The sequence below is a fragment of the Pseudomonas sp. 1L-B-1-E-C1 genome (assembly GCF_057291835.1).
Window position 1 is genome coordinate 159,812 of sequence record NZ_JBXAWN010000009.1, and the last position, 26,126, is coordinate 185,937.

General features: G+C 60.2%; 29 protein-coding genes and 1 tRNA gene. 24 read left to right on the plus strand and 6 right to left on the minus strand.

Annotated elements, in window-relative coordinates; genetic code table 11:
• The first annotated feature begins 171 nt into the window (after positions 1 to 171).
• The 7 genes from AC0Z4S_RS17175 (at position 172) to AC0Z4S_RS17205 (ending at position 8,032) form a co-directional block, all read left to right on the plus strand.
• Entirely contained in the window at positions 172 to 2,622 is a 2,451-nt protein-coding gene (locus AC0Z4S_RS17175) for an autotransporter (RefSeq protein ID WP_485623865.1), read from the plus strand.
• 104 nt (positions 2,623 to 2,726) lie between these two features.
• Positions 2,727 to 3,791, plus strand: coding sequence for an NAD(P)H-dependent flavin oxidoreductase (locus AC0Z4S_RS17180; protein WP_485623866.1), 1,065 nt, complete (start codon positions 2,727 to 2,729; stop codon positions 3,789 to 3,791).
• A 134-nt stretch (positions 3,792 to 3,925) separates the two neighbouring features.
• A complete protein-coding gene (gene modA, locus AC0Z4S_RS17185; protein WP_485623867.1) occupies positions 3,926 to 4,693 on the plus strand; it encodes a molybdate ABC transporter substrate-binding protein in 768 nt (255 codons plus the stop codon).
• Positions 4,694 to 5,374, plus strand: a complete 681-nt coding sequence (gene modB, locus AC0Z4S_RS17190; protein WP_485623868.1) for a molybdate ABC transporter permease subunit — start codon at positions 4,694 to 4,696, stop codon at positions 5,372 to 5,374.
• 3 nt (positions 5,375 to 5,377) lie between these two features.
• Complete coding sequence (gene modC / locus AC0Z4S_RS17195; RefSeq protein ID WP_485623869.1) at positions 5,378 to 6,457, plus strand: molybdenum ABC transporter ATP-binding protein; 1,080 nt, start codon at positions 5,378 to 5,380, stop codon at positions 6,455 to 6,457.
• Positions 6,458 to 6,529: 72 nt separating this feature from the next.
• Positions 6,530 to 7,567, plus strand: coding sequence for a DNA topoisomerase IB (locus AC0Z4S_RS17200; protein ID WP_485623870.1), 1,038 nt, complete (start codon positions 6,530 to 6,532; stop codon positions 7,565 to 7,567).
• Positions 7,568 to 7,801: 234 nt separating this feature from the next.
• Entirely contained in the window at positions 7,802 to 8,032 is a 231-nt protein-coding gene (locus tag AC0Z4S_RS17205; RefSeq protein WP_485623871.1) for a hypothetical protein, read from the plus strand.
• A gap of 64 nt (positions 8,033 to 8,096) precedes the next feature.
• Here AC0Z4S_RS17205 and AC0Z4S_RS17210 read toward each other — a convergent pair whose 3' ends face one another.
• Positions 8,097 to 8,264: a con-10 family general stress protein gene (locus tag AC0Z4S_RS17210; protein WP_485623872.1), complete on the minus strand. Its 168-nt coding sequence runs from the start codon at positions 8,262 to 8,264 to the stop codon at positions 8,097 to 8,099.
• A 315-nt stretch (positions 8,265 to 8,579) separates the two neighbouring features.
• Here AC0Z4S_RS17210 and AC0Z4S_RS17215 point away from each other — a divergent pair, with 315 nt between their 5' ends.
• The 4 genes from AC0Z4S_RS17215 to AC0Z4S_RS17230 all read left to right on the plus strand — a co-directional run bounded on the left by AC0Z4S_RS17215 (position 8,580) and on the right by AC0Z4S_RS17230 (position 10,630).
• A complete protein-coding gene (locus tag AC0Z4S_RS17215) occupies positions 8,580 to 8,756 on the plus strand; it encodes a con-10 family general stress protein (protein ID WP_016774938.1) in 177 nt (58 codons plus the stop codon).
• Positions 8,757 to 9,369: 613 nt separating this feature from the next.
• Complete coding sequence (locus tag AC0Z4S_RS17220) at positions 9,370 to 9,921, plus strand: ATP-dependent Clp protease proteolytic subunit (RefSeq protein ID WP_329517557.1); 552 nt, start codon at positions 9,370 to 9,372, stop codon at positions 9,919 to 9,921.
• 203 nt (positions 9,922 to 10,124) lie between these two features.
• On the plus strand, positions 10,125 to 10,382 hold the full coding sequence (locus tag AC0Z4S_RS17225) for a DUF6555 family protein (protein ID WP_485623873.1): 258 nt from the start codon (positions 10,125 to 10,127) through the stop codon (positions 10,380 to 10,382).
• A 47-nt stretch (positions 10,383 to 10,429) separates the two neighbouring features.
• Positions 10,430 to 10,630 (plus strand): hypothetical protein, encoded by a 201-nt coding sequence (locus AC0Z4S_RS17230; RefSeq protein ID WP_485623874.1) that lies wholly within the window; start codon positions 10,430 to 10,432, stop codon positions 10,628 to 10,630.
• Positions 10,631 to 10,642: 12 nt separating this feature from the next.
• Here the strand turns inward: AC0Z4S_RS17230 and AC0Z4S_RS17235 are convergent, their stop codons facing one another.
• Both AC0Z4S_RS17235 and AC0Z4S_RS17240 read right to left on the minus strand, forming a co-directional pair.
• Entirely contained in the window at positions 10,643 to 11,056 is a 414-nt protein-coding gene (locus AC0Z4S_RS17235) for a cupin domain-containing protein (RefSeq protein WP_485623875.1), read from the minus strand.
• Positions 11,057 to 11,179: 123 nt separating this feature from the next.
• Positions 11,180 to 12,073: a transcriptional regulator GcvA gene (locus AC0Z4S_RS17240; protein ID WP_485623876.1), complete on the minus strand. Its 894-nt coding sequence runs from the start codon at positions 12,071 to 12,073 to the stop codon at positions 11,180 to 11,182.
• Between the two features lie 110 nt (positions 12,074 to 12,183).
• On the opposite strand from AC0Z4S_RS17240, the gene gstA reads away from it, so the two are divergent.
• The 3 genes from gstA to AC0Z4S_RS17255 all read left to right on the plus strand — a co-directional run bounded on the left by gstA (position 12,184) and on the right by AC0Z4S_RS17255 (position 15,578).
• Positions 12,184 to 12,795, plus strand: coding sequence for a glutathione transferase GstA (gene gstA, locus AC0Z4S_RS17245; protein ID WP_485623877.1), 612 nt, complete (start codon positions 12,184 to 12,186; stop codon positions 12,793 to 12,795).
• 72 nt (positions 12,796 to 12,867) lie between these two features.
• Positions 12,868 to 13,248 carry a RidA family protein gene (locus AC0Z4S_RS17250; RefSeq protein ID WP_041480143.1) on the plus strand — a complete coding sequence of 127 codons (381 nt, stop codon included), beginning with the start codon at positions 12,868 to 12,870 and terminating at the stop codon, positions 13,246 to 13,248.
• 341 nt (positions 13,249 to 13,589) lie between these two features.
• Positions 13,590 to 15,578, plus strand: coding sequence for a peptidase U32 family protein (locus tag AC0Z4S_RS17255; protein WP_485623878.1), 1,989 nt, complete (start codon positions 13,590 to 13,592; stop codon positions 15,576 to 15,578).
• 113 nt (positions 15,579 to 15,691) lie between these two features.
• Here AC0Z4S_RS17255 and AC0Z4S_RS17260 read toward each other — a convergent pair.
• Positions 15,692 to 15,766, minus strand: a tRNA-Gln gene (locus AC0Z4S_RS17260).
• Positions 15,767 to 16,073: 307 nt separating this feature from the next.
• On the opposite strand from AC0Z4S_RS17260, the gene AC0Z4S_RS17265 reads away from it, so the two are divergent.
• Positions 16,074 to 17,108, plus strand: a complete 1,035-nt coding sequence (locus tag AC0Z4S_RS17265) for an alpha/beta fold hydrolase (protein ID WP_485623879.1) — start codon at positions 16,074 to 16,076, stop codon at positions 17,106 to 17,108.
• A 219-nt stretch (positions 17,109 to 17,327) separates the two neighbouring features.
• Here the strand turns inward: AC0Z4S_RS17265 and AC0Z4S_RS17270 are convergent, their stop codons facing one another.
• Positions 17,328 to 18,353: a GlxA family transcriptional regulator gene (locus AC0Z4S_RS17270; RefSeq protein WP_485623880.1), complete on the minus strand. Its 1,026-nt coding sequence runs from the start codon at positions 18,351 to 18,353 to the stop codon at positions 17,328 to 17,330.
• Positions 18,354 to 18,402: 49 nt separating this feature from the next.
• Positions 18,403 to 19,332, minus strand: coding sequence for a LysR family transcriptional regulator (locus AC0Z4S_RS17275; RefSeq protein WP_485623881.1), 930 nt, complete (start codon positions 19,330 to 19,332; stop codon positions 18,403 to 18,405).
• A 113-nt stretch (positions 19,333 to 19,445) separates the two neighbouring features.
• Here AC0Z4S_RS17275 and AC0Z4S_RS17280 point away from each other — a divergent pair, with 113 nt between their 5' ends.
• The 9 genes from AC0Z4S_RS17280 (at position 19,446) to AC0Z4S_RS17320 (ending at position 26,113) form a co-directional block, all read left to right on the plus strand.
• Positions 19,446 to 19,844 carry a RidA family protein gene (locus tag AC0Z4S_RS17280; RefSeq protein ID WP_485623882.1) on the plus strand — a complete coding sequence of 133 codons (399 nt, stop codon included), beginning with the start codon at positions 19,446 to 19,448 and terminating at the stop codon, positions 19,842 to 19,844.
• A gap of 157 nt (positions 19,845 to 20,001) precedes the next feature.
• Positions 20,002 to 20,865, plus strand: coding sequence for a putative selenate ABC transporter substrate-binding protein (locus AC0Z4S_RS17285; protein WP_485623883.1), 864 nt, complete (start codon positions 20,002 to 20,004; stop codon positions 20,863 to 20,865).
• Entirely contained in the window at positions 20,862 to 21,659 is a 798-nt protein-coding gene (locus AC0Z4S_RS17290) for a phosphonate ABC transporter ATP-binding protein (RefSeq protein WP_485623884.1), read from the plus strand. The genes AC0Z4S_RS17285 and AC0Z4S_RS17290 overlap by 4 nt, the downstream gene beginning before the upstream one ends.
• Positions 21,653 to 22,480, plus strand: a complete 828-nt coding sequence (locus tag AC0Z4S_RS17295) for a PhnE/PtxC family ABC transporter permease (protein WP_042606825.1) — start codon at positions 21,653 to 21,655, stop codon at positions 22,478 to 22,480. Before AC0Z4S_RS17290 ends, AC0Z4S_RS17295 begins: the two co-directional genes overlap by 7 nt.
• Positions 22,477 to 23,244: a phosphonate ABC transporter, permease protein PhnE gene (gene phnE, locus AC0Z4S_RS17300; protein ID WP_485623885.1), complete on the plus strand. Its 768-nt coding sequence runs from the start codon at positions 22,477 to 22,479 to the stop codon at positions 23,242 to 23,244. The genes AC0Z4S_RS17295 and phnE overlap by 4 nt, the downstream gene beginning before the upstream one ends.
• 178 nt (positions 23,245 to 23,422) lie before the next feature.
• The gene (locus tag AC0Z4S_RS17305) at positions 23,423 to 25,102 is read left to right on the plus strand and encodes an MFS transporter (RefSeq protein WP_485623886.1); all 1,680 of its coding nucleotides are present in this window, start codon (positions 23,423 to 23,425) and stop codon (positions 25,100 to 25,102) included.
• 108 nt (positions 25,103 to 25,210) lie between these two features.
• Entirely contained in the window at positions 25,211 to 25,429 is a 219-nt protein-coding gene (locus AC0Z4S_RS17310; protein WP_042606898.1) for a hypothetical protein, read from the plus strand.
• Between the two features lie 230 nt (positions 25,430 to 25,659).
• Positions 25,660 to 25,854 carry a type II toxin-antitoxin system RelB family antitoxin gene (gene relB, locus AC0Z4S_RS17315; protein ID WP_056789559.1) on the plus strand — a complete coding sequence of 65 codons (195 nt, stop codon included), beginning with the start codon at positions 25,660 to 25,662 and terminating at the stop codon, positions 25,852 to 25,854.
• 37 nt (positions 25,855 to 25,891) lie between these two features.
• On the plus strand, positions 25,892 to 26,113 hold the full coding sequence (locus AC0Z4S_RS17320; RefSeq protein WP_485623987.1) for a type II toxin-antitoxin system RelE/ParE family toxin: 222 nt from the start codon (positions 25,892 to 25,894) through the stop codon (positions 26,111 to 26,113).
• Positions 26,114 to 26,126 lie beyond the last annotated feature (13 nt).

Here is a 26,126-nt window from a genome sequence, read left to right on the forward strand (position 1 = left end):
ATGATTTGTAAAAAGCATGCCTTGAAATAGCACATCGCAACACATTGCCACACTCGACTTTGCGCTAACCGCTCGATCAGCCGGCTGAATCCATGGCGGGCGGCTATGCTTTTTCGACGGTTGTGTGTTCCCGGTTCCGCTATGCAAACCGGCCTGTCGATGGAGCTGACGATGCCTTGCCTGCGCGCTTTTTTCTTGTTGCTGATGTTCTTTCTGCTGGCATCTGGCAACGCTTGGGCAGGCACCGCTGCTGCAAAGCCGGATGCGGCGCCAAGCGAGCCGACCTGGCCGCAAGTGATCAGCAGCGGCAAGAGCAAACTGACGGTGTATCAGCCGCAGCTCGACAGCTGGGACGGCTATACGCTCAACGCCCGTGCAGCTGTCGAAGCCAGGGCCGCCGACGGCAAATCCACCTATGGCATCGTCCAGTTCAGCGCTCACACCCTCGTCGACAAGGCCACCCGTTGGGTCGCGCTCGATCAGTACGAGATCATCAAGGCCGACTTCCCCGCCGATGCCAAACAGGCCGACACATGGCTGGCCATCCTGAAAAAAGATGCCGAGAGCCGCAAGAAAACCATTTCACTGGATCAGCTGGAAGCAGCGGTTGGGGTGCTCCACGCTGAACAGAAAGCCGACAGTGCGCCCTTGGAAACCACGCCGCCGACCATCGTCAGTTCCGACCGTCCGGCAATCCTCGTATACATCGACGGCGAGGCGGCCTATCGGCCGGTTGAAGGAACGGAGCTGCAACGGGTGATCAACACGCGCCCACTGCTGCTCAAGGACGCCGAAGGCAAACACTACCTGCATGTATTTGACGGCTGGATGGTCGCAGACCAATTGGCCGCCGATTACACGCGCCTTGCTGCGCCGCCGGCCAGTCTGGAAAAAGCCAAACAGGCGGCGATCAAGAGCCGCCAGGTGGACCTGCTCACCGGGCAAAGCGATCCGAAGGACAAGATTCCCAGCCTGGCCAAGCCGCCGCAGCCGAAAATCTTCATCGCCACCACGCCAACCGAACTGTTGGTGACCGACGGCGCCGCGCAATGGCAACCGATTCAGGGCACCAGCCTGTTGTACGTGAGCAACACCACCGGGCATATCTTCAAGGAAATCGGCGACCAGAACATTTACGTACTGATCTCCGGGCGCTGGTTCCGCGCCAGCGACATGAGCGGGCCATGGACCTTTGTCCCGGCAGACAAGCTGCCGGCCGACTTTGCCGATATTCCTGACGACAGCGCCAAAGAGAACGTCAAGGCCTCGGTAGCCGGCACGCCACAGGCACAGGAGGCGGCCATTGCGGCGACCATCCCGCAGACCTCGGCGATCAGGAAAAGCGCGGTGAAGATGACAGCGCCGCAATTTGACGGCGAGCCGCAGCTCAAAGCGATCGCCAATACACCATTGCAATACGTGATCAACAGCGCCACGCCGATTATTCGCGTCGACAACGACAGTTGGTGGGCGGTGGAGAACGGCATCTGGTTCAGCGCCACCTCGCTGAATGGGCCGTGGAGCGTGGCCTCTTCAGTACCAGCGGTCATTTATTCGATTCCGCCCAGCTCGCCGATGCACTACCTCACGTACGTGAAGGTTTACGAATCCAGCGGCGATACCGTAGTAGTCGGCTACACGCCGGGTTATCAAGGATCGACGCTGGACCCGGCAACTGGCGTCGTGGTGTACGGCACCGGTTATCCGTACACGCCGTGGGTTGGCAGTGTCTGGTACGGGCCGCCGGTGACCTATGGTTTCGGCGTCGCGATTCGTTACACGCCGTGGACTGGCTGGACCTTCGGCTTCGGATTCGGCTGGAGCTGGGGCGGCAACACCGTCGCCATGGGCTGGGGCTGGGGCGCTTATCCGTGGTGGGGAAATTACGGCTGGGGCTACGCGTGGGGTCCGCGTCTGTACCCGGCGCCGCTGGCCTGGGGTGGCGCAGCCTACGGTTATCGCGGCGGCGCGGTGGCCTGGGGTCCGGGTGGCTGGGCCGGAACCACCGGCAATCTTTATCATCAGTGGGGTGATCGCGCGACGGTCAGCCGTTATGGCGCCGGCTACAACGCCTGGACCGGCAATCGCTGGGCTGGTGAGGTTGGCGCCTCATACAACTCGCGTACCGGCATTGCCGCCGCCGGGCAACGTGGCGCGGTGCACAACGCCTACACCGGCAACTACGCCGCTGGACGCAGTGGCGCCGCGGCCGGACCGAACGGCGGCGCCATCGTTGGCGGACGGGTGACAGCCGGCAACGTCCGCACCGGAACTAAAGTCAGCGCCAATCGCGGCGCGGTCTACAACCCCAACACCGGCAACACCACGCAATATGGCGGCATTCACGGCCGCAACGGCGGCGCCGCCCGGGTCGGCGACAACGTTTATGCCGGGCGCGACGGCAACGTTTACAAGAAAACCGACCACGGCTGGCAGTCCGTGGCCGGCAGCGGTGCCAACCGAAACAGGCAAGCGAACAACAATGCGCAGCTACAAAACCTCAATCGCGAATCCGCCGCGCGCAATCTCGGCAACCAGCGCACGCACAACTACAACCGGTCTTCGCAAATGATGAACCGCTCGTTTGGCGGCGGTGGAGGTGGCGGACTGCATCGACGCTGAAAAACTGCACGTGATGTTCAGAATTTCAGACTGGCCCCGCAGCCGCTTTTGCTGCTAAAACCGATTGCCGTCCCTGCCCGTTTCATCGTTCGGAGAATTGCTATATGAGCCAGTGGCCAGACACCCGCATCCTTGATCTTCTCGGTATCGAACTGCCGATCATCCAGGGCCCGATGGCCGGCGCGACCAACTCTTCGATGGTGATTGCCGTGTGCAACGCTGGCGGCCTCGGTTCAATGCCGGCGGCGATGCTGAGCATCGAGCAATTGCGCGAAGAGCTGAAGACGATTCGCCAGCAGACCAGCAAGCCGTTCAACGTCAATTTCTTCTGCCATCAGCCGCCGGTGCCTGATGAGCAGCGAGCCCGTGACTGGAAAAATCTGCTGGAACCTTACTACCGCGAACTGGGCGCCGATTTCGACGCGCCGACTCCGGTTTCCAACCGCGCTCCATTCGACGAAGCCGCATGTGCAGTGCTCGAAGAATTCCGGCCCGAGGTGGTGAGTTTTCATTTCGGTCTGCCGGAGAAAAACCTGCTCGATCGGGTCAAGGCCACCGGGGCGAAAATTCTTTCGTCCGCCACCACGGTCGAAGAAGCGATCTGGCTGGAGCAGCACGGCTGCGACGCGATCATCGCTATGGGTTATGAGGCAGGCGGGCATCGCGGGATGTTTCTCAGCGATGATCTGAGCACGCAGGTCGGCACTTTCGCGCTGGTGCCGCAGGTGGTTGATGCGGTGAAAGTGCCGGTGATTGCGGCAGGTGCTATCAGCGATCCCCGGGGCGTTGCAGCGGCGTTCATGCTCGGCGCCTCGGCGGTGCAAGTCGGTACGGCGTACCTGTTTACCCCGGAAGCGAAAGTCAGCGCTTCACATCACAAGGCTCTGCGGACTGCGAAAGACAGCGAGACCGCCATCACCAATATTTTCACCGGGCGTCCGGCACGGGGCATTGTCAATCGGGCGATGCGCGAACTTGGCCCGATATCAGCGCAGGCGCCGGCTTTTCCATTGGCCGGCGGTGCGCTGATGCCGCTGCGGGCCAAGGATGACGCCAACTTTGCCAACCTCTGGGCTGGTCAGGCGCTGACGCTGGGCAAGGATATCGGCAGCGCTGAACTGACCCGGCAACTCGCCGAAGGCGCCTCGGCGAAACTCAACCGTCACTGAATTTACGCGGCAAGCGGATTTATTCCCTCGCCACCTGGCGGCGTATCGCTATATATTTCCGTATACAGCGATTGCGCCCGTGTGTCGGCGTTATCACCACCAGAGCACCAACCCGCCGATCACGGAGTTCTTACATGACCTTGGCTGCCACACGCTTCGCCCCTGCCTGTCTCGTCTCATTCCTTGCATATTTCAGCATTGGCGCCGCGCAGGCTGACGAAGTGCAAGTGGCAGTTGCCGCCAATTTCACCGCGCCCATCCAGGCCATCGCTGCCGACTTCGAAAAAGACACTGGCCACAAACTGGTTGCTGCTTATGGCGCAACCGGGCAGTTCTACACCCAGATCAAGAACGGCGCGCCCTTCCAGGTGTTCCTCGCCGCTGACGACAGCACACCGGCAAAACTTGAACAGGAAGGCGAAACCGTCAAAGGCTCGCGCTTCACCTACGCCGTCGGGACGCTGGCGCTGTGGTCAGCGAAAGAAGGCTATGTGGATGCGCAAGGCGAGGTACTGAAAAACAACCTATACCAACACCTTTCAATCGCCAATCCGAAAGCCGCGCCGTACGGTCTTGCCGCCACCCAGGTGCTGGGAAAACTCAAGTTGAGCGAAGCCACCAAGAGCAAAATCGTCGAAGGGCAGAACATTACTCAGGCCTACCAGTTCGTCTCCACCGGCAACGCCGAACTGGGCTTTGTCGCCCTGTCGCAAATCTACAAGGACGGAAAAGTCAGCAGCGGTTCGGCGTGGATTGTCCCGGCGGAGCTGCATGATCCGATCAAACAGGACGCGGTGATCCTGAACAAAGGCAAGAACAGCGCCGCCGCCAAGGCCCTGGTGGATTATCTCAAGGGCCCGAAAGCCGCTGCGGTGATCAAGTCCTACGGATATCAACTGTAAATGTCACTGACCAGTGCCGATTTCGCCGCCATCTGGCTGACCCTGAAACTGGCGTCGCTGACCACCCTGATCCTGCTGGTGATCGGCACACCGATCGCCTTATGGCTGTCGCGCACGTCGTCATGGTTGCGTGGCCCGATTGGCGCCATCGTTGCCCTGCCGCTGGTGTTGCCGCCGACGGTGATCGGCTTTTATCTGTTGCTGGCGCTGGGGCCGCACGGGTTTCTAGGTCAGTTCACCCAGTGGCTCGGCTTGGGCACGTTGACGTTCAGCTTCACCGGACTAGTGATCGGCTCGGTGATCTACTCCCTGCCGTTCGTGGTGCAACCGTTGCAGAATGCCTTTTCGGCGATCGGCACCCGACCGCTGGAAGTCGCTGCGACGTTGCGCGCCAATCCCTGGGACACGTTCTTCAGCGTGATCCTGCCGCTGGCGCGCCCCGGCTTCATCACTGCCGCGATCCTTGGATTCGCCCACACCGTCGGTGAATTCGGTGTGGTGCTGATGATCGGCGGCAACATTCCCGACAAGACCCGCGTGGTCTCGGTGCAGATCTACGACCACGTTGAGGCGCTGGAATATGCCCAGGCGCACTGGCTGTCCGGGGCGATGCTGGTGTTCTCGTTTCTGGTGTTGCTGGCGCTGTATTCCAGCCGCAAGACCCGCGCAGGCTGGAGCTGATCGATGATTGATGTACGTCTGAAACGCGCTTATCCGGGGTTCGAACTGGATGTCGATCTGCAGGTGCCGGGCCGTGGCGTCACCGCGCTGTTTGGCGATTCCGGCTCCGGCAAAACCACCTGCCTGCGCTGCATCGCCGGGCTGGAGCGCGCGGAACAAGGTTTCGTGCAGATCAATGACGAGGTCTGGCAGGACAGCGACAAGGGCATTTTCGTACCGCCGCATAAACGGGCGGTCGGCTACGTGTTTCAGGAAGCCAGCCTGTTTGCGCATCTGTCGGTGCGGGCCAATCTGCAGTTTGGTCTCAAACGCATTGCCAAGTCGCAACGCCAGGTCGACATGAACCAGGCCACCGAACTGCTCCGCATTGGCCACTTGCTCGAGCGGCATCCGCAGCATCTGTCCGGCGGCGAGCGGCAGCGCGTCGGCATCGCCCGCGCTCTGCTGACCAGTCCGAAACTGCTGCTGATGGACGAACCACTGGCGGCTCTCGACAGCCGGCGCAAAAGCGAAATCCTGCCGTACCTGCAACGTCTGCATGACGAACTGGATATTCCGCTGCTGTACGTCAGCCATGCGCAGGATGAAGTCGCACGTCTGGCCGATCATCTGGTCTTGCTCCGCGATGGCAAAGCCCTCGCCAGCGGCCCGATCGGCGAAACCCTCGCGCGCCTGGATCTGCCCTTGGCAATGGGCGATGACGCCGGGGTGATCATCGAGGGCCAGGTCAGCGCCTATGACGCCACCTATCAATTGCTCAGCCTGCAATTGCCGGCCACTGAAATGAACATTCGCGTCACCCATGCACCCATGGCCGTGGGTCAGGCCTTGCGCTGCAAAGTACACGCGCGCGACATCAGTCTGGCGCTGCACAACGATGCCGCCAGCAGCATTCTCAATCGTCTGCCGGTTACGGTGGTCAATGAACAGGCGGCGGACAACAGCGCGCACGTGCTGATCCGCCTGGACGCTGGTGGCACGCCGCTGCTTGCGCGGATCACGCGGTTTTCCAAGGATCAACTGAACGTGCATCCGGGCCAGAGGCTCTGGGCGCAGATCAAGGCGGTGGCGGTGCTCGCGTAAATCATTCGGCACGACGGCCAGCGCCTGCGGTCAATCCTGTTACAGACTGCCGTATGACCGAAGGAAACCGCCATGCCCGATACCGTGCTGACAGATGCCCTGCCCGCCGATCTGCATTACGTCGATGACACTCAGCCTGGTATCACCCGGAAGAAACTGCGCGGCAAGTTCGTCTATTTCGAACCGTCCGGGCAGCGCATCACCGACCCGGACGAAATCAAACGCATCAATGCCCTCGCAGTGCCGCCGGCTTACACCGATGTGTGGATCTGCGCCGACCCGTGCGGCCATTTGCAAGCGACCGGGCGCGATGCGCGCGGCCGCAAACAGTACCGTTATCACGCGCGCTGGCGCGAAGTACGCGACGCCGACAAATACTCGCGCCTGCGCGACTTCGGCCAGGCCCTGCCAAAACTGCGGCGCCAGCTTGAAGCGCTGCTCGATGCGCCGGGTTTCAGCCGTGACAAGGTCATGGCAACAGTGATCACTTTGCTCGACGCCACACTGATCCGCGTCGGCAATACCCAATATGCGCGAGACAATCGCTCTTATGGCCTGACCACGCTGCGCAGTCGGCATGTCGAGGTCAACGGCAGCGCGATCCTGTTCCAGTTCCGTGGCAAGAGCGGCATCGAACATCAGATCACCGTAAAGGATCGTCGTCTGGCGCGAATCATCAAGCGCTGCCTGGAGATTCCCGGGCAGAACCTGTTTCAGTACCTCGACGAACACGGCGAACGGCATACCGTCACCTCTTCCGACGTCAACGCCTATCTGCAAAAGCTCACTGGCGCAGCGTTCACCGCCAAGGATTACCGCACCTGGGCGGGCAGCGCCCTGGCCTTGTCGGTGCTGCGCGAGTTGCAGCATGAGTCGGAAACCGAAGCCAAGCGCCATGTGGTCGAAGCGGTGAAAAACGTCGCCAAGCAGCTGGGCAACACCCCGGCGGTGTGCCGCAAATGCTACATCCACCCCGCCGTGGTCGAACATTTCATGCTCGGCGCCCTCGCTGAACTGCCGCGCCCGCGAGTGCGCAAAGGCCTGCGCGCCGAAGAAGTGGCACTTGCGATGTTTCTCGAAAGCATGTGCGAAGTGACCGAGGCGTCCTGATTCGCACGTACCCCTGTAGGAGTGAGCCTGCTCGCGATAGCGGTGTGTCAGTCGAAACCTTCATCGACTGACCCACCGCTATCGCGAGCAGGCTCACTCCTACAAGGATTTCGCCGACAAGCAGAGCTGGGTATTTTTTGCACGATCGCACAGGTCTTCTATAGTTGATCTGAAGGCTCGCGCCACGCGGGCTTTTTGTTGCAACTCAGCCGTTTCATTGAACGGAGGTGTTCCATGTCAGAAAAAGAGTCCATCACCACCCTCCTCACCCTGCTCGACGCCCGCCAGGCGCGCCTCGCAGCCGCCTGTAAAGAGATTGCCGACTGGGTTGATAATCAAGGCGGGCATCCGACGGCACTGCGCATCCGCGATCGATTGCACGATGTCGAAAAAGATGCACCGCTGATCCGCGACACGCTGTCGACGCTCAAGCCGCTGGATCGGCCGCTGCCACGGTTCAGATAGAGTCAGCGTAGAAGTCCTCTCTGCATTGGCACAGAGAGGACGGCGATTGTTGGTTTCCAGCGCCTCAATCACCCTTGCCCGTGCGCGCACCGCCATGGCTGTGTTGCCCACCGACGCGCGCTTTCTCCGCCCGATCGACTTTCACATTGACTGAAGTTCCGCCCTTCTTGCCGGCCTCCTTGATTTTTTGTGGATCTTCCGCGAACGGTTGATCCCTGTGATGATTGGTCATGTTCATATCCTCGACATAGTTGTAGACATACACTTCAAAGACTCTAGATCGAGCGAATCACGCTTCAACTTCCTGCCGACAAACGGTTGAACAAGCGAAGCGAAGCGGCAATACACCCTGACTTTCTTAATTCTTTAAAAAGTTATACGAAGCGGCGCGAAATCAATAAGCTGTATAAGTTTGATTGCAAACTTACCGTTCATCGGGCTACGTAAAAATTTTCAAAACATTCTCCGCGGGCTCGTAATCGGAGTAGATGTCCGGTGCGACAACGGACATAACTAGCGAAACGTTAATTGATATCGGAGAGCTATCATGACCACAGGAAATAAAAATCCAGGTAACTTCGCAAACGATCGTGAAAAGGCATCTGAGGCCGGCAAGAAAGGCGGCCAGTCGTCCGGCGGCAACTTCGCCAATGATCGTGAAAAGGCATCCGAGGCTGGCCGCAAAGGCGGACAGAACAGCCACGGTGGCGGTCGCAAATCCTGATCAAGCGGTACAAGGGCAGCCTCGCTGCCCTTTGAAATCAGCTGATGGAGCGCAATCATGAGCATGGCAACAGATTTCGCGCGAGGCGAAGTGCAACGAAACAAGGGAGCGGAAGTGTATCCCGAAGCAGCGCGCAGTTCGCACGTGGCGGAGTCGGATATTCCACCGCTGTCACCCTGTGTTGAGCGACAGCAAATAAGTCCGAGGCACAGGGAGAGCGTTCAGCAGGAATGTTATGAACGCCGGGAATTGACAGTGAATACTGAAAACTCGCGGATGCCCGACACGCTGCCGACTTATGAGCGTTCTTCATGAGGCAACGTTTAAACTTTCAGCTATAACGCAATACAATTCAACAAACGACATCAGGCAACTTTGCAGACTCGCGATGTATAACGACGGCATGCAGTGAATGCATCTTTATACGCTACAACTCTGCACGTAGAAATGAGGGAATTTGAATGGCACAAAAAAACAAAAAACCTGTTAATCAATGAAGCCAGGCGCAACAATTGATGCGCCGGGTGCGGGGGAGCCTGGCTCCCCTGCCCACTTTCATTCCAGCGAAATCACAGCTATTGCTCAGGAGTCCTGACCAGCCGAGGAAATCGCCATGCCTGTTCACGTCATCAACTTCACCGGCCCGATCAATGCCTCGACTTGCGGCCAACTGATCGATAAAGCCTCGCTTGCCGTAAAGGAAGATGCACCCCGGCTCATCGTCAACATCGCCACCATGGGGGGTGAGTGCAGTTACGGCTTCACCATGTACAACTTCCTGCTGGCCCTGCCCATTCCGGTGCACACGCACAATCTGGGAACGGTCGAATCAATGGGCAATATTGTCTTCCTCGCCGGCCAGCGCCGCACCGCCTGTACTCACAGCAAGTTTCTGTTTCACCCATTCCATTGGCACCTGCAAGGTTCAGTTGATCACTCGCGCATGTCGGAATACGCGATGAGCCTGGATTACGACTTGCACCTCTACGCGCAGATCGTCGCCGAACGTACGAGTCACGGAAAAAATGCGTTGGAGACGGAGAAATATCTGACCGCAGCTCCGCGCATCATCAATCCTGAAGAAGCCTTGCATTCGGGTTTGATCACGGCAGTAGAAGATACCGAGGTTCATGCCGACTTTGTCTGCTCGTGCATTTACTCCTGAAAGTCCCACGGAATAACGCGTCGTAGCGGGCGCGTTCTTGTCTGAACCCGCAAAACGATCGATAGGCTGGCCGAACTTGTACAGCCTCAGCGAGGCGTACAGCCTTCGATCCGCGTCATCAGCCGGTCATCACGCCCGCGTCAATTTCTCTGAATTATTCATTTCGCCAGATATCCCTCTTCTTAAGCAGCCGGAGGAAATATATGAGCGGAGCGGATTTGTACGTGATCGATTACCTGCTTCACGGGAAGCCCAGGTCATTCGTCATTCGCACAAAAAACATGAACAATGCCGAAGCGTGGCAGTGGGCAAGTTGTGACGCGGGTATCGCGCCCATTCCCCGCCCCGGTCGGCCGCCGTTGAAACGTTTTTCCAAACCGATGGCGGAACGCTTTGGCGTGACCGAGGTGCAATGGCGAGAATCAGTGCCTCTGGTCTGGGAGGAGGATCACGCAAAATGACAGAACACACATTGAAATTCGGTTTCGCCCGATCATGGGACGACGAGATGGCTGAAAACGCCGCGATGTTTCGCGAAGCCGATCTCCTGGAAGAAACGGCTTACAAGATAATCGAGCATGACACGGACAGCCCTGAGGCCTGGGCTCGTTTCACCGAGGCCAAGGCGCTGGCCGACGCCAAGCGGACAGCGGCCTTTCAGGACTGGATGCGCATCAAGCGTGCGATGAGCAAGGAGCGCTCGAAATAACGGCCTGCCCCCTCATGGCTTGAGGATCAGCAGCGGCTCGCCTTTGGGCACGATATAAGTCGCCAGTTCTACGCCCTTCTCGCTGCCAATGTTTTTCGCCACATGCGCCACGCCCGCCGGGATAAACAGCGAGTCGCCGGCCTTGAGCGTTACCGGCGCCTGTCCTTCGAGCTGATATTCAAACGTGCCACTGATGACGTAGGCGACTTCCACGCCGGGGTGCGCATGCCGCGGAGCGCTGACGCCGGCGTCAAAATCGATACGAGCCTGAATCACCTCGCGATTGTCAGCGCCGAGATCCTGGCGAACCAGATCGGTGCGGCTCAAACCTTTCTGCCAGCTCGTCGCCGGCGCATCGGCCGCATGAGCGAAGCCGGTCAGGGAAGCGAAGACAACGGCAGAAGCCAGAAACAGTGAACGGTACATGGTGGTGCCCTCTCAAACGTAGTGTTGGTGTGAGGGCTACTTTGGGCTCGGCATGTAAGGCGGATGTGTCTCGAAAGCCCGGTTTGGTGTTGCCGTGTGTATCCGCTGAGGGTTGATACACGCTTATACAAACGTGTCGCCGGCCACAGACAGCAGCCACTGTCTGAACGCGCTGATCTTTGTCGAGTCAGCGGTTTCATGGGGTGTAACCAGATAGAAGCCCAGATCATCCTGCAGGCGCAGGTCGAACGGTGCGACCAATCGCCCCGCACGCCGATCGTCGTTCACGTAAGTCGAACGCCCGATACACACGCCCTGCCCGTCAATTGCCGCCTGCACTGCCATCATCGCCAGATCGAAGGTCAGCTTCGCGCCGTCGGCCAACTGCGCAGGCTGGCCGGCGGCGCTGAGCCAGGCCTGCCAGTCTTTAGCGGTGACACCGCTGACTTGTACAAGGGTGTGACTGGCCAGATCTTGCGGCGTGTGCAATGTCGTCGCCACTGCTGGACTGCACACGGGAAATACCTCATCAGCCATGAGAAAGTCCGCGCGCAGGCCTTTCCAGTCGCCCCGACCGTAGCGAATCGCCGCGTCGATGCCTCCTCGGCGAAAATCCACCAGATCGGTGGCGGCGCTGATGCGCACATCGATGTCCGGAAACGCCTGCTGAAATGCCGGAAGGCGCGGCAATAGCCATTTCGACGCAACCGAGACCAGCGTGCTGATGGTCAGCACGCTGGACCCGCGCGATTCGAGCAACTGTTGCGTCGAATGGCGCAGCGCTTGAAACGCAGAACGCACGCCCGGCAGGTAGGCGTGGCCTTCTTCGCTGAGCGCGAGGCCATCCTTGAGTCTCAGAAACAATGCGACACCCAGCTCGGCTTCGAGGCGCCTGATTTGGTGACTGATTGCTGTCTGCGTGACGTTCAACTCAGTGGCGGCCATGGTAAAGCTCATATGCCGAGCGGCCGCTTCGAACGCGCGCAGGCCGTTGAGGGAAGGAAGTCTGCAAGTCATAAGGTCTGGATCGGCACATGAGAATTTGTCATACGCTAGCACCGCAAATGACCTTTGCGGAAGTTTCGCCCGCAGGGGATCGTGGCGCCTCAACTTTTTGGGGACATGCCATGAAACTGTACTTTGCACCGATGACCTGTTCGCTCTCACCGCACATCGTTCTGCGAGAACTCGGCCTGCCGTTCGAGCTGATCCGCGTGAACAACCAGACCAAGCGCACGGCTGACGGCCGTGACTTTCTTGAGATCAATCCGAAAGGCTACGTGGCCGCGCTGCAACTGGATAACGGCGAAGTGCTGACCGAAGGCCCGGCGATCCTGCAGTTTCTCGCCGACCAGGTCCCGGGGAACACCCTGGCGCCCGCATTCGGTACGTGGGAGCGCATACGACTGCAGGAGCATCTGAATTTCATCAGCTCGGAGATTCACGGCGCCAGCGCCCCATTGTTCAGCGCGGAGATTCCGGAAGCGGTCAAAGCGATTTTTCGGCAGAAACTGTGCAAGCGGCTGGATTACCTGAACGTTCAACTGGGAAGTCAGGATTATTTGATGGGCAGCTTCGGCATTGCCGATGCGTATCTGTTCACGGTGCTGACCTGGCTACCGACGTTCAACATCGCTATCGCCGAATGGCCAGCGCTGGCCAGCTACATGAAACGCATCGGCGCGCGACCCAGTGCGCTTGCGGCCATCGCAGCGGAAGAAGCAACTTCGCCAGTCTGAACGCGCGCGGGCCATGGCCGCAGGGAATCTGTAAACTGGCGCGATCTTCATTCACTCGAACAAGAGATGCACATGGCCAATCAAGACATCATCTTCACGCCCGATCCGGACACCGATTCGATTTCGTCCGACGTCGCCACCTTCGGCGGGATCATGGTCTCGACGCAGATTCCGACCCGCGCCGATGGCAGCCTGGAACTGGGCGGCATCACCGAGCAAAGCGAATGCACCCTGCAAGCGCTGAAAGTCGCGCTGGAACGTGCCGGCAGTTCGATGGACCGCGTCCTGCACCTGACCATCTACCTCACCGACATGGCTGATCGCGCTGCATTCAACGAAGTCTATAAACGCTTTTTCGCCAAGCCGTGGCCAGTGCGGGCAGCGGTAGGCGTGGCCTCGCTGGCGGTTGAAGGGATGCGCGTGGAAGTGACGGCGATGGCGGCCAAGGGCTGATTGAAATTGCAGAGCGTCATTTCAATTAATCTGGAATGACACAACCCCCTGTAGGAGTGAGCCTGCTCGCGATAGCGGTGTGTCAGGCAAAGATGCTTTGACTGACCCGGCGCTATCGCGAGCAGGCTCACTCCTACAATGGTTTGTGTGTAGCCGCGATTCCGTGTACATCGCGAAACCCTGTGGGGGCGGGCTCGCCCGCGGAGAGGCCGGAACATCCAGCACAATAGCCAACCGGACTGACCCGATCGCCAGCCACCATCGGGCAGCACACACGTGCCCGCCGCGCGTTTCACGGGTAGAATGCGCCCCTTGCCCGTGACCGCCTGACTAAAAAAACTATGTCCTTGCCCAAGCATCACCTGGAATTGCTCAGCCCTGCCCGCGATGTCGCCATTGCCCGCGAGGCCATCCTGCATGGCGCCGACGCCGTGTACATCGGCGGCCCGAGCTTCGGTGCGCGCCACAATGCCTGCAACGAAGTCAGCGAAATCGCTGAGCTGGTCGAATTCGCCCGCCGTTACCACGCGCGCATCTTCACCACCATCAACACCATCCTGCACGACAACGAACTGGAGCCGGCGCGCAAGCTGATCCATCAGTTATACGATGCCGGCGTCGATGCGCTGATCGTTCAGGACCTGGGCGTGATGGAGCTGGACATTCCGCCGATCGAGCTGCACGCCTCGACCCAGACCGATATCCGCACGCTGGAGCGGGCGAAGTTTCTTGATCAGGCCGGTTTCTCGCAGCTGGTGCTGGCCCGTGAGCTGAACCTGAAAGAAATCCGCGCCATCGCCGATGAAACCGACGCGGCCATCGAGTTCTTCATCCACGGTGCGCTGTGCGTGGCCTTCTCCGGCCAGTGCAATATTTCCCACGCGCAGACCGGCCGCAGCGCCAACCGAGGCGACTGCTCCCAGGCGTGCCGCTTGCCGTACACCCTCAAAGATGAAAAGGGTGGCGTGATCGCCTACGAAAAACACTTGCTGTCGATGAAAGACAATAACCAGAGCGCCAACATTCGCGCGCTGGTCGAGGCCGGTGTGCGTTCGTTCAAGATCGAAGGTCGCTACAAGGACATGGGCTATGTGAAGAACATCACTGCCTATTACCGCCAGCGCCTCGACGACGTGCTCGAAGACCGCCCGGACCTGGCCCGCGCTTCCAGCGGCCGCACCGTGCATTTCTTCCTGCCCGACCCGGAAAAAACCTTCCATCGTGGCAGCACCGATTATTTCGTCACCGATCGCAAGATCGACATCGGCGCCTTCGATTCGCCAACCTTCACCGGTCTGCCGGTCGGCACGGTAGAAAAAGTCGGCAAACGTGACATGCAGGTTGTCACTCACGAGCCGCTGTCCAACGGCGACGGCTTGAACGTGCAGGTCAAACGCGAAGTGGTCGGTTTCCGCGCCAATATCGCCGAGGCCAAAGGCGAGTTCGAAGAAGATGGCGAGAAGCGCTACCGCTATCGCGTCGAGCCGAACGAAATGCCCGAAGGCCTGTTCAAGCTGCGTCCAAGCCATCCGCTGAATCGCAACCTCGATCACAACTGGCAGCAGGCGCTGCAGAAGACCTCTTCGGAACGTCGCGTTGCCCTGAGCTGGTTCGCCCGTCTGCGCGAGGAACAGCTGGAAGTGACCGCGACCAGCGAAGAAGGCATCAGCGCCAGCGTCACGCTGAACGGGCCGTTCGGCGTCGCCAACAAGCCTGAGCAAGCGCTGGAGCAACTGCGCGACCTGCTCGGCCAGCTCGGCACCACGCAGTACCACGCCACCGACGTCAAACTCGATGCGCCGCAAGCGTTCTTCATTCCCAACTCGCAGCTCAAGTCGCTGCGCCGCGAAGTCATCGAAGCGCTGACCGCCGCCCGTGTCGCAGCGCACCCGCGTGGCGGCCGTAAAGCCGAAACCAGCCCGCCGCCGGTGTACCCGGATTCGCACCTGACCTTCCTCGCGAACGTCTACAACCAGAAGGCCCGCGACTTCTACCACCGTCACGGCGTCAAGCTGATCGACGCGGCGTATGAAGCCCACGAAGAGCCAGGCGAAGTGCCGGTGATGATCACCAAGCACTGCCTGCGTTTCTCCTTCAACCTGTGCCCGAAACAGGCCAAAGGCGTGACCGGTGTGCGCACCAAGGTCGCGCCGATGCAATTGATTCACGGCGATGAAGTGCTGACGCTGAAGTTCGATTGCAAGCCGTGCGAGATGCACATCATCGGCAAGATGAAGGGCCATATCCTCAACCTGCCGCAGCCGGGCAGCGTGGTCGGCCACATCAGCCCTGAAGACCTGATGAAAACCATCCCGCGCGCGCCGCATTGATTGGGTAGCGTGCGCGGTGCTTCGGCATCGCGCACGCCTGCTTGGCTCAAGCGCGGTAAATCGCAGGCATAAAAAAACGCCAACTTCTCGCGAAGTTGGCGTTTTTGCGTAGATGGCAGGGGCGGCTGGATTCGAACCAACGCATGGCAGGATCAAAACCTGCTGCCTTACCGCTTGGCGACGCCCCTGTAGCTCTGGTCAGCGCCTCCGTGAGGATCGCTGTGAGAACGGGGCGCAATTTATCAACATTCATTTCGTTTGGGAAGCCCGAGATGAAATATTTTTTGTTTTAAAACAGCCACTTATTATTTTCGCGCGAAAACGTTGGGTTTGGCCGCCGTGTATCACACTGTGTACGCGCCCCGCTGCTACACAACCCAATGCAAAAACGCTCTCTTGCGACACAGAGTGGATACCTCGCCACGCTTCAATGCACCCAAGGTTTCAAGGGTTCATCCAGCCCCTTGGCCACAGGCTCGCAAAGGAGACGTCAGCATGAAACAGGCTCTGCACACCTCTAAAATCACCGTCGCGCTCGGCTTGTCGGTTCTGGCGCTGTCGCTGCTCGGCGCGGTCGGCAGCGCTCAGGCGCAAACCACAGAACCCGTCGCCGTCAGCTATTCCGCGCCCTCTCCTTTCGGCCCGCTGAAGCACATCAAGGCTGGGGTGCTCGACGTGGCCTACGCTGAAACCGGTCCTGCCGACGGCCCGGTGGTGATTCTGCTGCACGGCTGGCCCTACGACATTCACAGTTACGACGACGTCGCGCCACTGCTCGCAGCCAAGGGCTATCGCGTGTTGATGCCGTATGCACGGGGTTATGGCGATACGCAGTTTCTGTCCCAAGACACCCTGCGCAACGGCCAGCCGGCAGCGCTGGCCAGCGATGTGATCGACTTCATGGACGCGCTGAAAATCAAGCAAGCGGTGCTGGGCGGCTACGACTGGGGCGCGCGTTCGGCTGACATCGTCGCAGCGCTGTGGCCAGAGCGCGTCAAGGCCCTGGTGGCGGTCAGCGGCTATCTGATCGGCAACCAGGCCGCCGGTCAAAATCCGCTGCCGCCGAAAGCCGAATTGCAGTGGTGGTACCAGTTTTATTTCGCCACCGAGCGCGGCCGCGCCGGCTATGAGAAGAACACCCACGATTTCGCCAAACTGATCTGGCAACTGGCTTCACCGCAATGGAAATTCGACGACGCCACCTTCGACCGCAGTGCCAAGGCGCTGCAGAACCCGGATCACGTTGAGATCACCGTGTTCAACTATCGCTGGCGTCTGGGTCTGGTGCAGGGCGAGGCGAAATACGCAGCGCTGGAGCAGAAGCTTGCCACCGCGCCGTCCATCAGCGTGCCGACCATTACACTGGAAGGCGATGCCAATGGTGCTCCGCACCCGGCGCCGGAGGATTATGCCAAACGCTTTACCGGGAAATATCAGTTCCGGTTGATCGAGGGTGGGGTTGGGCACAATTTGCCCCAGGAAAGCCCGGCGGCGTTTGCGCAGGCTGTGATTGATGCGGATCGTCTCTGACAGCCCCGCCCCAAAAGCCCCTCACCCTAGCCCTCTCCCGGAGGGAGAGGGAACTGATTGGGGGATGCTCAAGATTTACGCCGACCTGAAAGCGCTGTATTGAATCCATAATCGACATCCATCTTTCAGGTCGATGTACAGCGCAAGATACCTCGGTCGGCTCCCTCTCCCTCTGGGAGAGGGCTGGGGTGAGGGTTTTTGGGGATTGCACCGGTCGATCTATTTAACCAGCCGTTTTTCTTTCGATGGCCGATAACCAAAATACGAGCTGTAGCACTTGCTGAAATGGCTCGGTGAGACAAAACCGCAAGCCACCAGCACTTCCACCTGCGACAGCTCGGTGTGTTGCAACAGGCGCCGCGCTTCGGTGATGCGCAGTTCCAGGTAATAGCGCTGCGGCGTGGTGCCCAGCTGCTCCTTGAACAAGCGCTCCAGCTGACGACGTGAGCGGCCGGCGTAGACCGCCAATTGCTCCAGCTCCAGCGGTTCTTCGAGATTGGCGTCCATCAGTTTGATCACTTCACGCAGCGGCGCGCTGACACAGATGTTTTCATCAGGTTTGATCCGCCGATAGCGCGACTCCTCGAAGGCGAGGATGTCCTCAATGCCTTCGACCAACGCCTTGCCGTGCAAGCCCTTGATCCAGTCCAGCGCCATATGAAACGCGCCTGATGGGCTCGACGCGGTGAGCCGGTCGCGGTCGATCACATAAGGCTCACTGCTGACATGGGTGCTCTTGGCGATTTCGGTCAGGGCCGGGCGATGTTCCGGGTGGATCGAGCAACGATAGCCATCGAGCAAACCGGCACGGCCGAGAAACCACGAACCGTTCCACAATCCGGCCAGGCTCACGCCCCGCTCCGCCGCGGCCTTGAGCAAACCGATGAATTCGTCGCTGGCGCGCAATTCGGTGCGGTAGCCACCGCATATCACCAGCAGGTCCAGCTCGTGAAGCGCGGCAGAGTCCAGGCGCGCATCGGGGCGGATGACCAGGCCCAGATCACTGATCACCTCGCCATCGCCGAGACCGAAAGTGCGCGACGAGAACAGTCCCGGGCGCAACAGGTTGGTGGTGACTACCGTGTCCAGCGCCTGGGTAAAGGCCGGCAGCGAAAAGTGTTCAAGCAACAGGAAACCGGTGCGGGTCACGCCGGTGTTGTCGGTGTTCTGCTCATTCAGATAGCGAAGGTTCTTGCCCTTCATGCCACCGCTGAATTGACGTCGTTCAATCAAGGTCGGGTCCATCGGTCGTTGTTATGCGAGCGATAGTTGGCTGGTTCTGCGCAAGAGTCAATCATGGCCGTGACTGGCGCGTCACGACTGGCGCCGGCGTAGCCATCAGCCCAACCACCCAATCAATAAAAACCCGCAACTTCAAACTGACATGCCGATTCGGCGGATAGGCAAGATAAAGCGGCATCGACTCAAGCTCCCAGCCTGCAAACAATTGCACCAACTCCCCGCGCGCCACATGTGCATCAGACATATACGTCGGCAGCCACAGCACACCCATGCCGGCCAGGCCCGCCGCCAGATAGGCATTGCAATCATCCACCGCAAGCACATGCCGGCCCTTGATCTGCAGGCGCTCGGCGCCATTGCGCAACGTGTACGGAAGAGGTTTACCAGTGCGAGCCCAAAGAAACGCGACCACACGATGATGGGAGTCTTCCAGTTCGCGCGGATGGTCGGGTGTACCTTCGCGGGCCAGATAAGCCGGTGCGGCAAACACGCCCAATGGCAGATCGGCGATCTTGCGCGCCATCAATGATTGATCGAGCAACTCACCACCACGAACCACGCAGTCGACGTTCTCATCGATGATGTCAACGATGCGGTCGCTGACGCCCATGTCGATCTGGATGTCCGGGTAGCGCGCGTGAAACTCCGGCAGCGCCGGAACCAGAATCAGCCGCGCGAACGGGCTCGGCACGTCGATGCGCAAGCGCCCGCGTGGCCGTGCAGCGGCGCCGGGCAGGCTGGTTTCGGCGTCGTCCATGTCGGCGAGCAGCTTGACTACCCGTTCGTAGTAGGCCGCTCCATCGGCGGTAACGTTGACCTTGCGCGTGGTGCGGTTGAGCAGCTTGACCCGCAGCCGCGCCTCCAGTTGCTGCACCAGTTGCGTCACCGTGGTCTTGCTCATGTGCAAGGTTTCGGCAGCCTTGGTGAAACTGCCCGCCTCGACCACCCGGGCAAAGGCCTGCATCGCATCGAACCGGTCCATCCACGCCCCTCGATTGTTTGGGATTCACAAACAGTGAACGCCAAGCTTGCGCGTTTATCCGGCAGCTGCAAATACCTAAAGTCACTCCATCAACCACTGATGGAGTCAGCCCCATGTCCAAGCGCGATGTTATTTTCCCACCCGCCCGCCACGCCCTGTATGAGCGTCACCGTTATTCGCCGGCGATCCGTTCCAACGGCTTTCTGTTTGTCTCCGGCCAGGTCGGCAGCCGCGAGGACGGTTCGCCCGAGGCGGATCTGCGCGATCAGGTCCGCACCGCCTTCAACAACCTCAACGCGATCCTCGCTGCGGCCGGTTGCAGCTTCGACGACGCAGTGGATGTCACCGTGTTCATGGTCGACCCGCACTCGGCGTTCGAAACGATCTGGAGCGTGGTACCGGAGTTCTGGGGTGAAGCGCCGTTTCCGACGGTGACGGCGGTCGGCGTGACCTGGCTGGCGGGTTTCGATTTTGAGATCAAGGTGATCGCCAGACTGCCCGAAGCGGCTTGACCGGTACAGCACACAAACAGACACAACGCGCCGGCACGGAGGCTGGCCAATCTCCTCGCGAATGCGTATAACCTCGCCGTTTCGTCTACCCTGACGTGGCGCGCCGCTCTGTAGTGGCAGCCCTTCGAATGTTGACGCTTACGAAACGGAGAATTCTATGTTCAAGCGTACCCTCGCCCTCACTGCCGGCCTGGCCCTGTCCTTTTCTGCCCTGATGACGCAAGCCGCTGATGTCCTGCGCGTCAGCGCGATTCCCGACGAAGCCCCGACCGAGCTGCTGCGCAAATTCGAACCGCTGGGCGCCTATCTTGAGCAGCAACTGGGCATGAAGGTGCAGTTCGTCCCGGTCGCCGATTACCCGGCGGTGGTTGAAGCCCTGGCCACCGACCGCCTCGACATGGCCTGGCTCGGCGGTTTCACCTTTGTACAGGCACGTTTGAAGACTGACGCCACCACCCCTGTGATCCCACTGGTGCAGCGCGAACAGGATGCGCAGTTCACCAGCAAATTCATCACCGCCGACCCGAACGTGAAAAGCCTCGCCGACCTCAAGGGCAAGACCTTCGCCTTCGGTTCGGTGTCGTCCACCTCGGGCAGCCTGATGCCGCGTTACTTCATGTTGAAGAACGACGGCATCAAACCTGAGGCCTATTTCAGCCGCGTCGCCTACTCCGGCGCCCATGACGCCACCGTTGCCTGGGTGCAGGCCGGCAAGGTCGATGCCGGTGTGTTGAACGCCAGCGTCTGGCAGAAACTGGTCGACGCCGGCAAGGTCGACACCAGCAAAGTCAAAGTCTTCGCCACCACCCCGACCTACTTCGATTACAACTGGACCGTGCGCGGCACCCTTGATCCGAAGCTGGCCGCGAAGATCAAGCAAGCCTTCCTCGACCTCGACCCGGCCAATCCAGAGCAGAAGAAGATTCTTGATTTGCAGGCCGCCAGTCGTTTCATCGAGACCAAGCCCGAGAACTACAAGGGCATCGAGGAAGCCGCCCGCGCCGCCGAACTGCTGAAATGACCCTACGCCTCACCCAGGGCAGCCTGCGCCATGCCAATGGCGTCGATGCCCTTCGCAACATCGACGTGCAGATTGATGCCGGCGAACAGGTCGCGATCATCGGCCCGTCCGGCGCCGGCAAATCGAGCCTGCTCAATCTGCTGGCGACTGCGCTCAAGCCCAGCAGTGGCGACATCCAAGTGCTCAGCGAACGCGCCTGGCACTTGTCGGCGCGCCAGCGTCAGCGTCTGCGCGCGCGCATCGGCCTGGTGCATCAGGCGCCGCCGATTCCGCCACGTCAGCGCGTGATCACTGCGGTGCTGGCCGGCAAACTTGGCCAGTGGAGTCTCGGTAAAAGTCTGCTCAACCTGCTGCATCCGCTGGACGTGGCAGGCGCCCGCGCGGCATTGGCGCGGCTGGATCTGGGCGATAAATTGTTCGCCCATTGCCAGCAGTTGTCCGGCGGGCAGTTGCAGCGCGTCGGCATTGCGCGGGTGCTGTATCAGGCGCCGGAAATATTGCTCGCCGACGAACCGGTCTCGGCGATGGACCCGGTGCTCGCCGGCCACACGTTGTCGATCCTCTCGCGCCATGCTCGTGAGCACAACGTCACGCTGGTGGCGAGCCTGCACGCGGTGGATCTGGCGTTGGCGCACTTTCCGCGGATCATCGGCTTGCGCGACGGGCAGATTCTGTTCGATTGCCCTTCTGCTGAAGTCAGCCGCGACAAGCTCGATGCGCTGTACGCCAATGAACAACTGCAATCGCCAGCACCGGCGATCGCGCCTTTGATTGTGCAGATTCCGCGATGCTGAAAGCTGACTCACGGGACCCGGCGGCATGGCCGCGATTGTTGCTGACGCTGCTGGCGCTGGCGCTGCTGTGGCCGGGCATTCAGCTCAGTGAGCTGGATCTGGGCGTGTTGTTTCAGGCTGATAGCCAGAACGAAATGGGCCGTTTCGTTTCGGCGTTCTGGCCACCGGCGCACGATCAAGCGTTCCTGCAATTACTTTTCAAAGCGACCCTGCAAACCCTGGCGATTGCCACGGCCGGCATGGCCCTGGCCCTGCTGCTCGCGGTGCCGGCGAGCCTGATCGCCAGCCGCGCGCTGTCACTCTCGGCGGCGTCACGAGGTGGCGTGCCGAGCCTGCCGGGGCGGTTGTTGCGCTGGCCGGTTCGCGGCTTGCTGATTTTTCTGCGCAGCGTGCCGGAAATTGTCTGGGCGCTGTTGTTCGTCCGTGCCGTCGGCCTTGGCCCGGCGGCGGGCGTGCTGGCCATCGCCATCACCTACAGCGGCATGCTCGGCAAGGTTTACGCCGAGATTTTCGAATCCACCGACCAGCGCCCGGCGCACGCGTTGTTGCAGGCCGGCAGCGGTCGTTTGGCGGCGTTTGCTTACGGCACGCTGCCGAATGTCGCTGCCGAATTGCTCTCGTACACGGTGTATCGCTGGGAGTGCGCGATCCGTGCGTCAGTGGTGATGGGCTTTGTCGGTGCCGGTGGATTGGGGCAGCAGATCGACTTGTCGATTCGCATGTTTGCCGGCGGTGAAGTCGCCAGCATGTTGCTGACGTTCTTGCTATTGGTGCTGTGCGCCGATCAACTCAGCCGCTTGCTGCGCTGGAGGCTGACATGAGGCGCCTGGTCAATCTGCTGTTGCTCGCCGCCATTGCGGTCGCGGTGGTCGCTTCCTTCGCTTATCTGGAACTGGACCTCGCCGAGCTGGGCAGTGCCAACAGCCTCAAGCAGATGGGCAGTTATGTGCAGCGCTTTCTCAGCCCCGACTTAAGTGTCGGTTACCTGAAAGCCATCGCCCACGGTTCGCTGGAAACCCTGGCCATGTCCGCGTTGGGCACCTTGCTTGCGGCATTGTTCGGCATCGTCCTGGCGCTGCCCGCCGCCGGGCGTTTCGGCTGGCCGCTGCAAAGCGCAGCGCGCCTGCTGCTCAACGGTTTGCGCGCGATTCCAGAGCTGGTCTGGGCGGCGCTGATGGTGCTTGCCGCCGGTCTTGGACCGAACGCCGGCACTCTCGCCCTCGCCTTGCACACCACCGGCGTACTCGGCCGGCTATTCGCCGAAGCGCTGGAAAACACTCCGCCACAACCGGCCGAGGCGATTCGCTTGCAGGGCGGCAACCCGATTCTGGCGTTCTGCTACGGCACCCTGCCCAACCTCGCTCCGCAACTGCTCGCCTACTGCCTGTATCGCTGGGAAAACAACATCCGCATGGCCAGCGTGCTGGGCTTTGTCGGCGCTGGCGGCCTTGGCCAGATGCTCTATGTCAGCCTGAGCCTGTTCCAGGAAGCCCAAGCCAGCACGGTGATTCTGGCGATGCTGTTGCTGGTGTTTCTGGTCGACTGGCTGAGTGCCTGGAGCCGCCAGCGTTGGGTCAAAGCGTAGGCCCAGTGGATATTCGCCAAAAGCTGATTATGCTTCAGGAAACCTTGCAGCCCTGCGAGGCGGTCAGACTGTGCAAGCTTCACGCTAGAGCAACGGCGGCAGATGCCAACGGGCCAGAGTGCGACAGGCAGTAACGGGGGACTCCGGCCTACAACAATAAGCACGACGGAGAACACCCATGGCCACAATCGACACAGCATCCACCGGCACACCGCCCCGCAGCGGCGGCATCACCAGGGAGGAGCGCAAGGTCATCTTCGCGTCCTCGCTGGGCACGGTTTTCGAGTGGTACGACTTTTACCTCTACGGCTCACTGGCAGCGATCATCGCCAAGCACTTCTTCGCCGGCGTCAACGAAACCACCGCGTTCATCTTTGCCCTGCTGGCGTTTGCCGCCGGGTTCGCGGTGCGGCCGTTCGGCGCCATCGTCTTCGGGCGTTTGGGTGACATGATCGGGCGCAAGCACACCTTTCTGATCACCATCGTGATCATGGGCGTGTCGACGGCAATCGTCGGTTTGCTGCCCGGCTACGCCACCATCGGCGTCGCTGCCCCGGTGATTCTGATCACCCTGCGCCTGCTGCAAGGCCTGGCACTGGGCGGTGAATATGGCGGCGCGGCGACCTACGTGGCCGAACACGCCCCACGCAACCGCCGTGGCTTTTTCACCTCGTGGATTCAAACCACCGCCACCCTCGGTCTGTTCATGTCGCTGCTGGTGATCCTTGCCTGCCGCACGGCGCTGGGCACCGAAGCGTTCGAGGCGTGGGGCTGGCGGATTCCGTTTCTGCTGTCGATCATCCTGCTGGCCGTGTCGGTGTACATCCGCCTGCAACTGAGCGAGTCGCCGGTGTTCCAGAAAATGAAGGACGAAGGCAAGGCCTCGAAAGCGCCGCTGACTGAATCCTTTGCGCGCTGGGACAACCTCAAAGTGGTGATCATGTCGCTGCTTGGCGGTACCGCCGGGCAAGCGGTGGTCTGGTACACCGGGCAGTTCTATGCGCTGTTCTTCTTGCTGCAAACCCTGAAGATCGACGCGCAGACCGCCAACCTGCTGATTGCCGGTTCACTGCTGATCGGCACGCCGTTCTTCGTGATCTTTGGCAGCCTGTCCGATCGCATCGGGCGCAAGCCGATCATCATGGCCGGATGCCTACTGGCGGCACTGACCTACTTTCCGATCTTTCATGCGCTGACCCAGTACGGCAACCCCGACGTGTTCGTCGCCCAGGAAAAAAATCCGGTCAAGGTGATCGCCAATCCTGATCAGTGCTCATTCCAGTTCGATCCGGTGGGCAAGGCCAAATTCACCAGCTCCTGCGACCTGGCGAAAACCCTGTTGGCGAAACGCGCGATCCCGTACGAAAACGTCGCCGCCGAACCGAACACGGTCGCGCAGGTGCGCATCGGTGATCGCGTCGTCGAGAGCTTCGAAGGCAGCGCCCTCCCCGCCGCCGACTTCAAGACCCGCAACGACGCCTTCACCGCCAACCTCGCCACGGCGCTGAAAGACGCCGGTTACCCGGAAAAAGCCGACCCGGCGAAAATCAACTACCCGATGATGCTGCTCCTGCTGACCGTCCTGGTGATCTACGTGACCATGGTGTATGGCCCGATCGCCGCGTGGCTGGTCGAACTGTTCCCGACGCGCATCCGCTACACCTCGATGTCGCTGCCCTACCACATCGGCAATGGCTGGTTCGGGGGTTTCCTGCCCACCGTGGCCTTCGCCATGGTCGCGGCCACTGGCGATATCTACTACGGGCTGTGGTACCCGATCGTCATTGCAGTGGCGACGGCGATACTCGGCACCTTCTTCCTGCCGGAAACCAAGGACCGCGACATTCTCAAGGACTGAAAATCGCCGCTGTGCCCTCTCTTGCGGGAGAGGGCCTTGGCGCTGAAAAAATTCGAACGTCTGCCGCCGCGCTGTCTCCAATGTGAACACCCACAGGAGCCCAGCGCCATGAACCCCAACGACGACAAAACCCCCAACGCCCCGCCCACCGATGCCAGCGGCAAACCGGTGAACGTGGTCGAACGCGACCTGCAGGACCGCGACGGCAAAACCGAAGGCGTGGACAAGGTCATCACGCCCTCCTCCACTCGGGTCAAAGAGCAGGAAGCGGAAGAGCTGCAGCGCAAAGTCGATGAGATCGAGCGCAAGGTCGCGGACGGCAACTGAGTGGGGCGTGGCTGTGGCCGCTGCTTTGAGCGGCGGCTGTCAGCCCGATGACCAAAAGCTGATTTCCTACAGAATCGAACTACACCCCTGATCGACTTCACGTGCATCACAAGCGAAGCGTCTGACAGATTTGCATCGTCTGGTTCGAGATGATGTCTCCCTCGTCCCGCCAGTGACGACAACGGGCCAACTCCCCCTTAGACGGCTTCACATTGATCATGGAGGTCATTATGAGCGCTGAACTTTCACTTATCGTTTCAGACTTCGAAACTGAAGAAGAGGCTGCGGATTACGACCTTTGGTATCGCGCCAAGGTACAAGCCGCACTTGATGATCCACGCCCGCCCATTCCCCACGATGAGGCAATGGTGCTGCTAGGTCAGATGCTGGAAGAGAGACGCAAGAATCGACGCGCTGCCGGTTAGCTGGAGTAAACCGACTCTTGGAGATCTGGCTGACATCATCGAAAGCGTTGAACAACGCAACACTGTCGCTTCAGTTGCACTGCACCAAAAGCTCAGCGCGGCAGCGCGAAGGCTTTCCTGGATACCGCATGGTTTCCGCTCCGGCCGAATACCGGGCACTCGCGAAATGGTCATCAACTCGAATTATTTACTGGTCTATCGGGTGACAGCCCAGATCAATATTCTGACCGTGTTGCACGCCCGTAAAAAATATCCATAACCACTCATAAAAA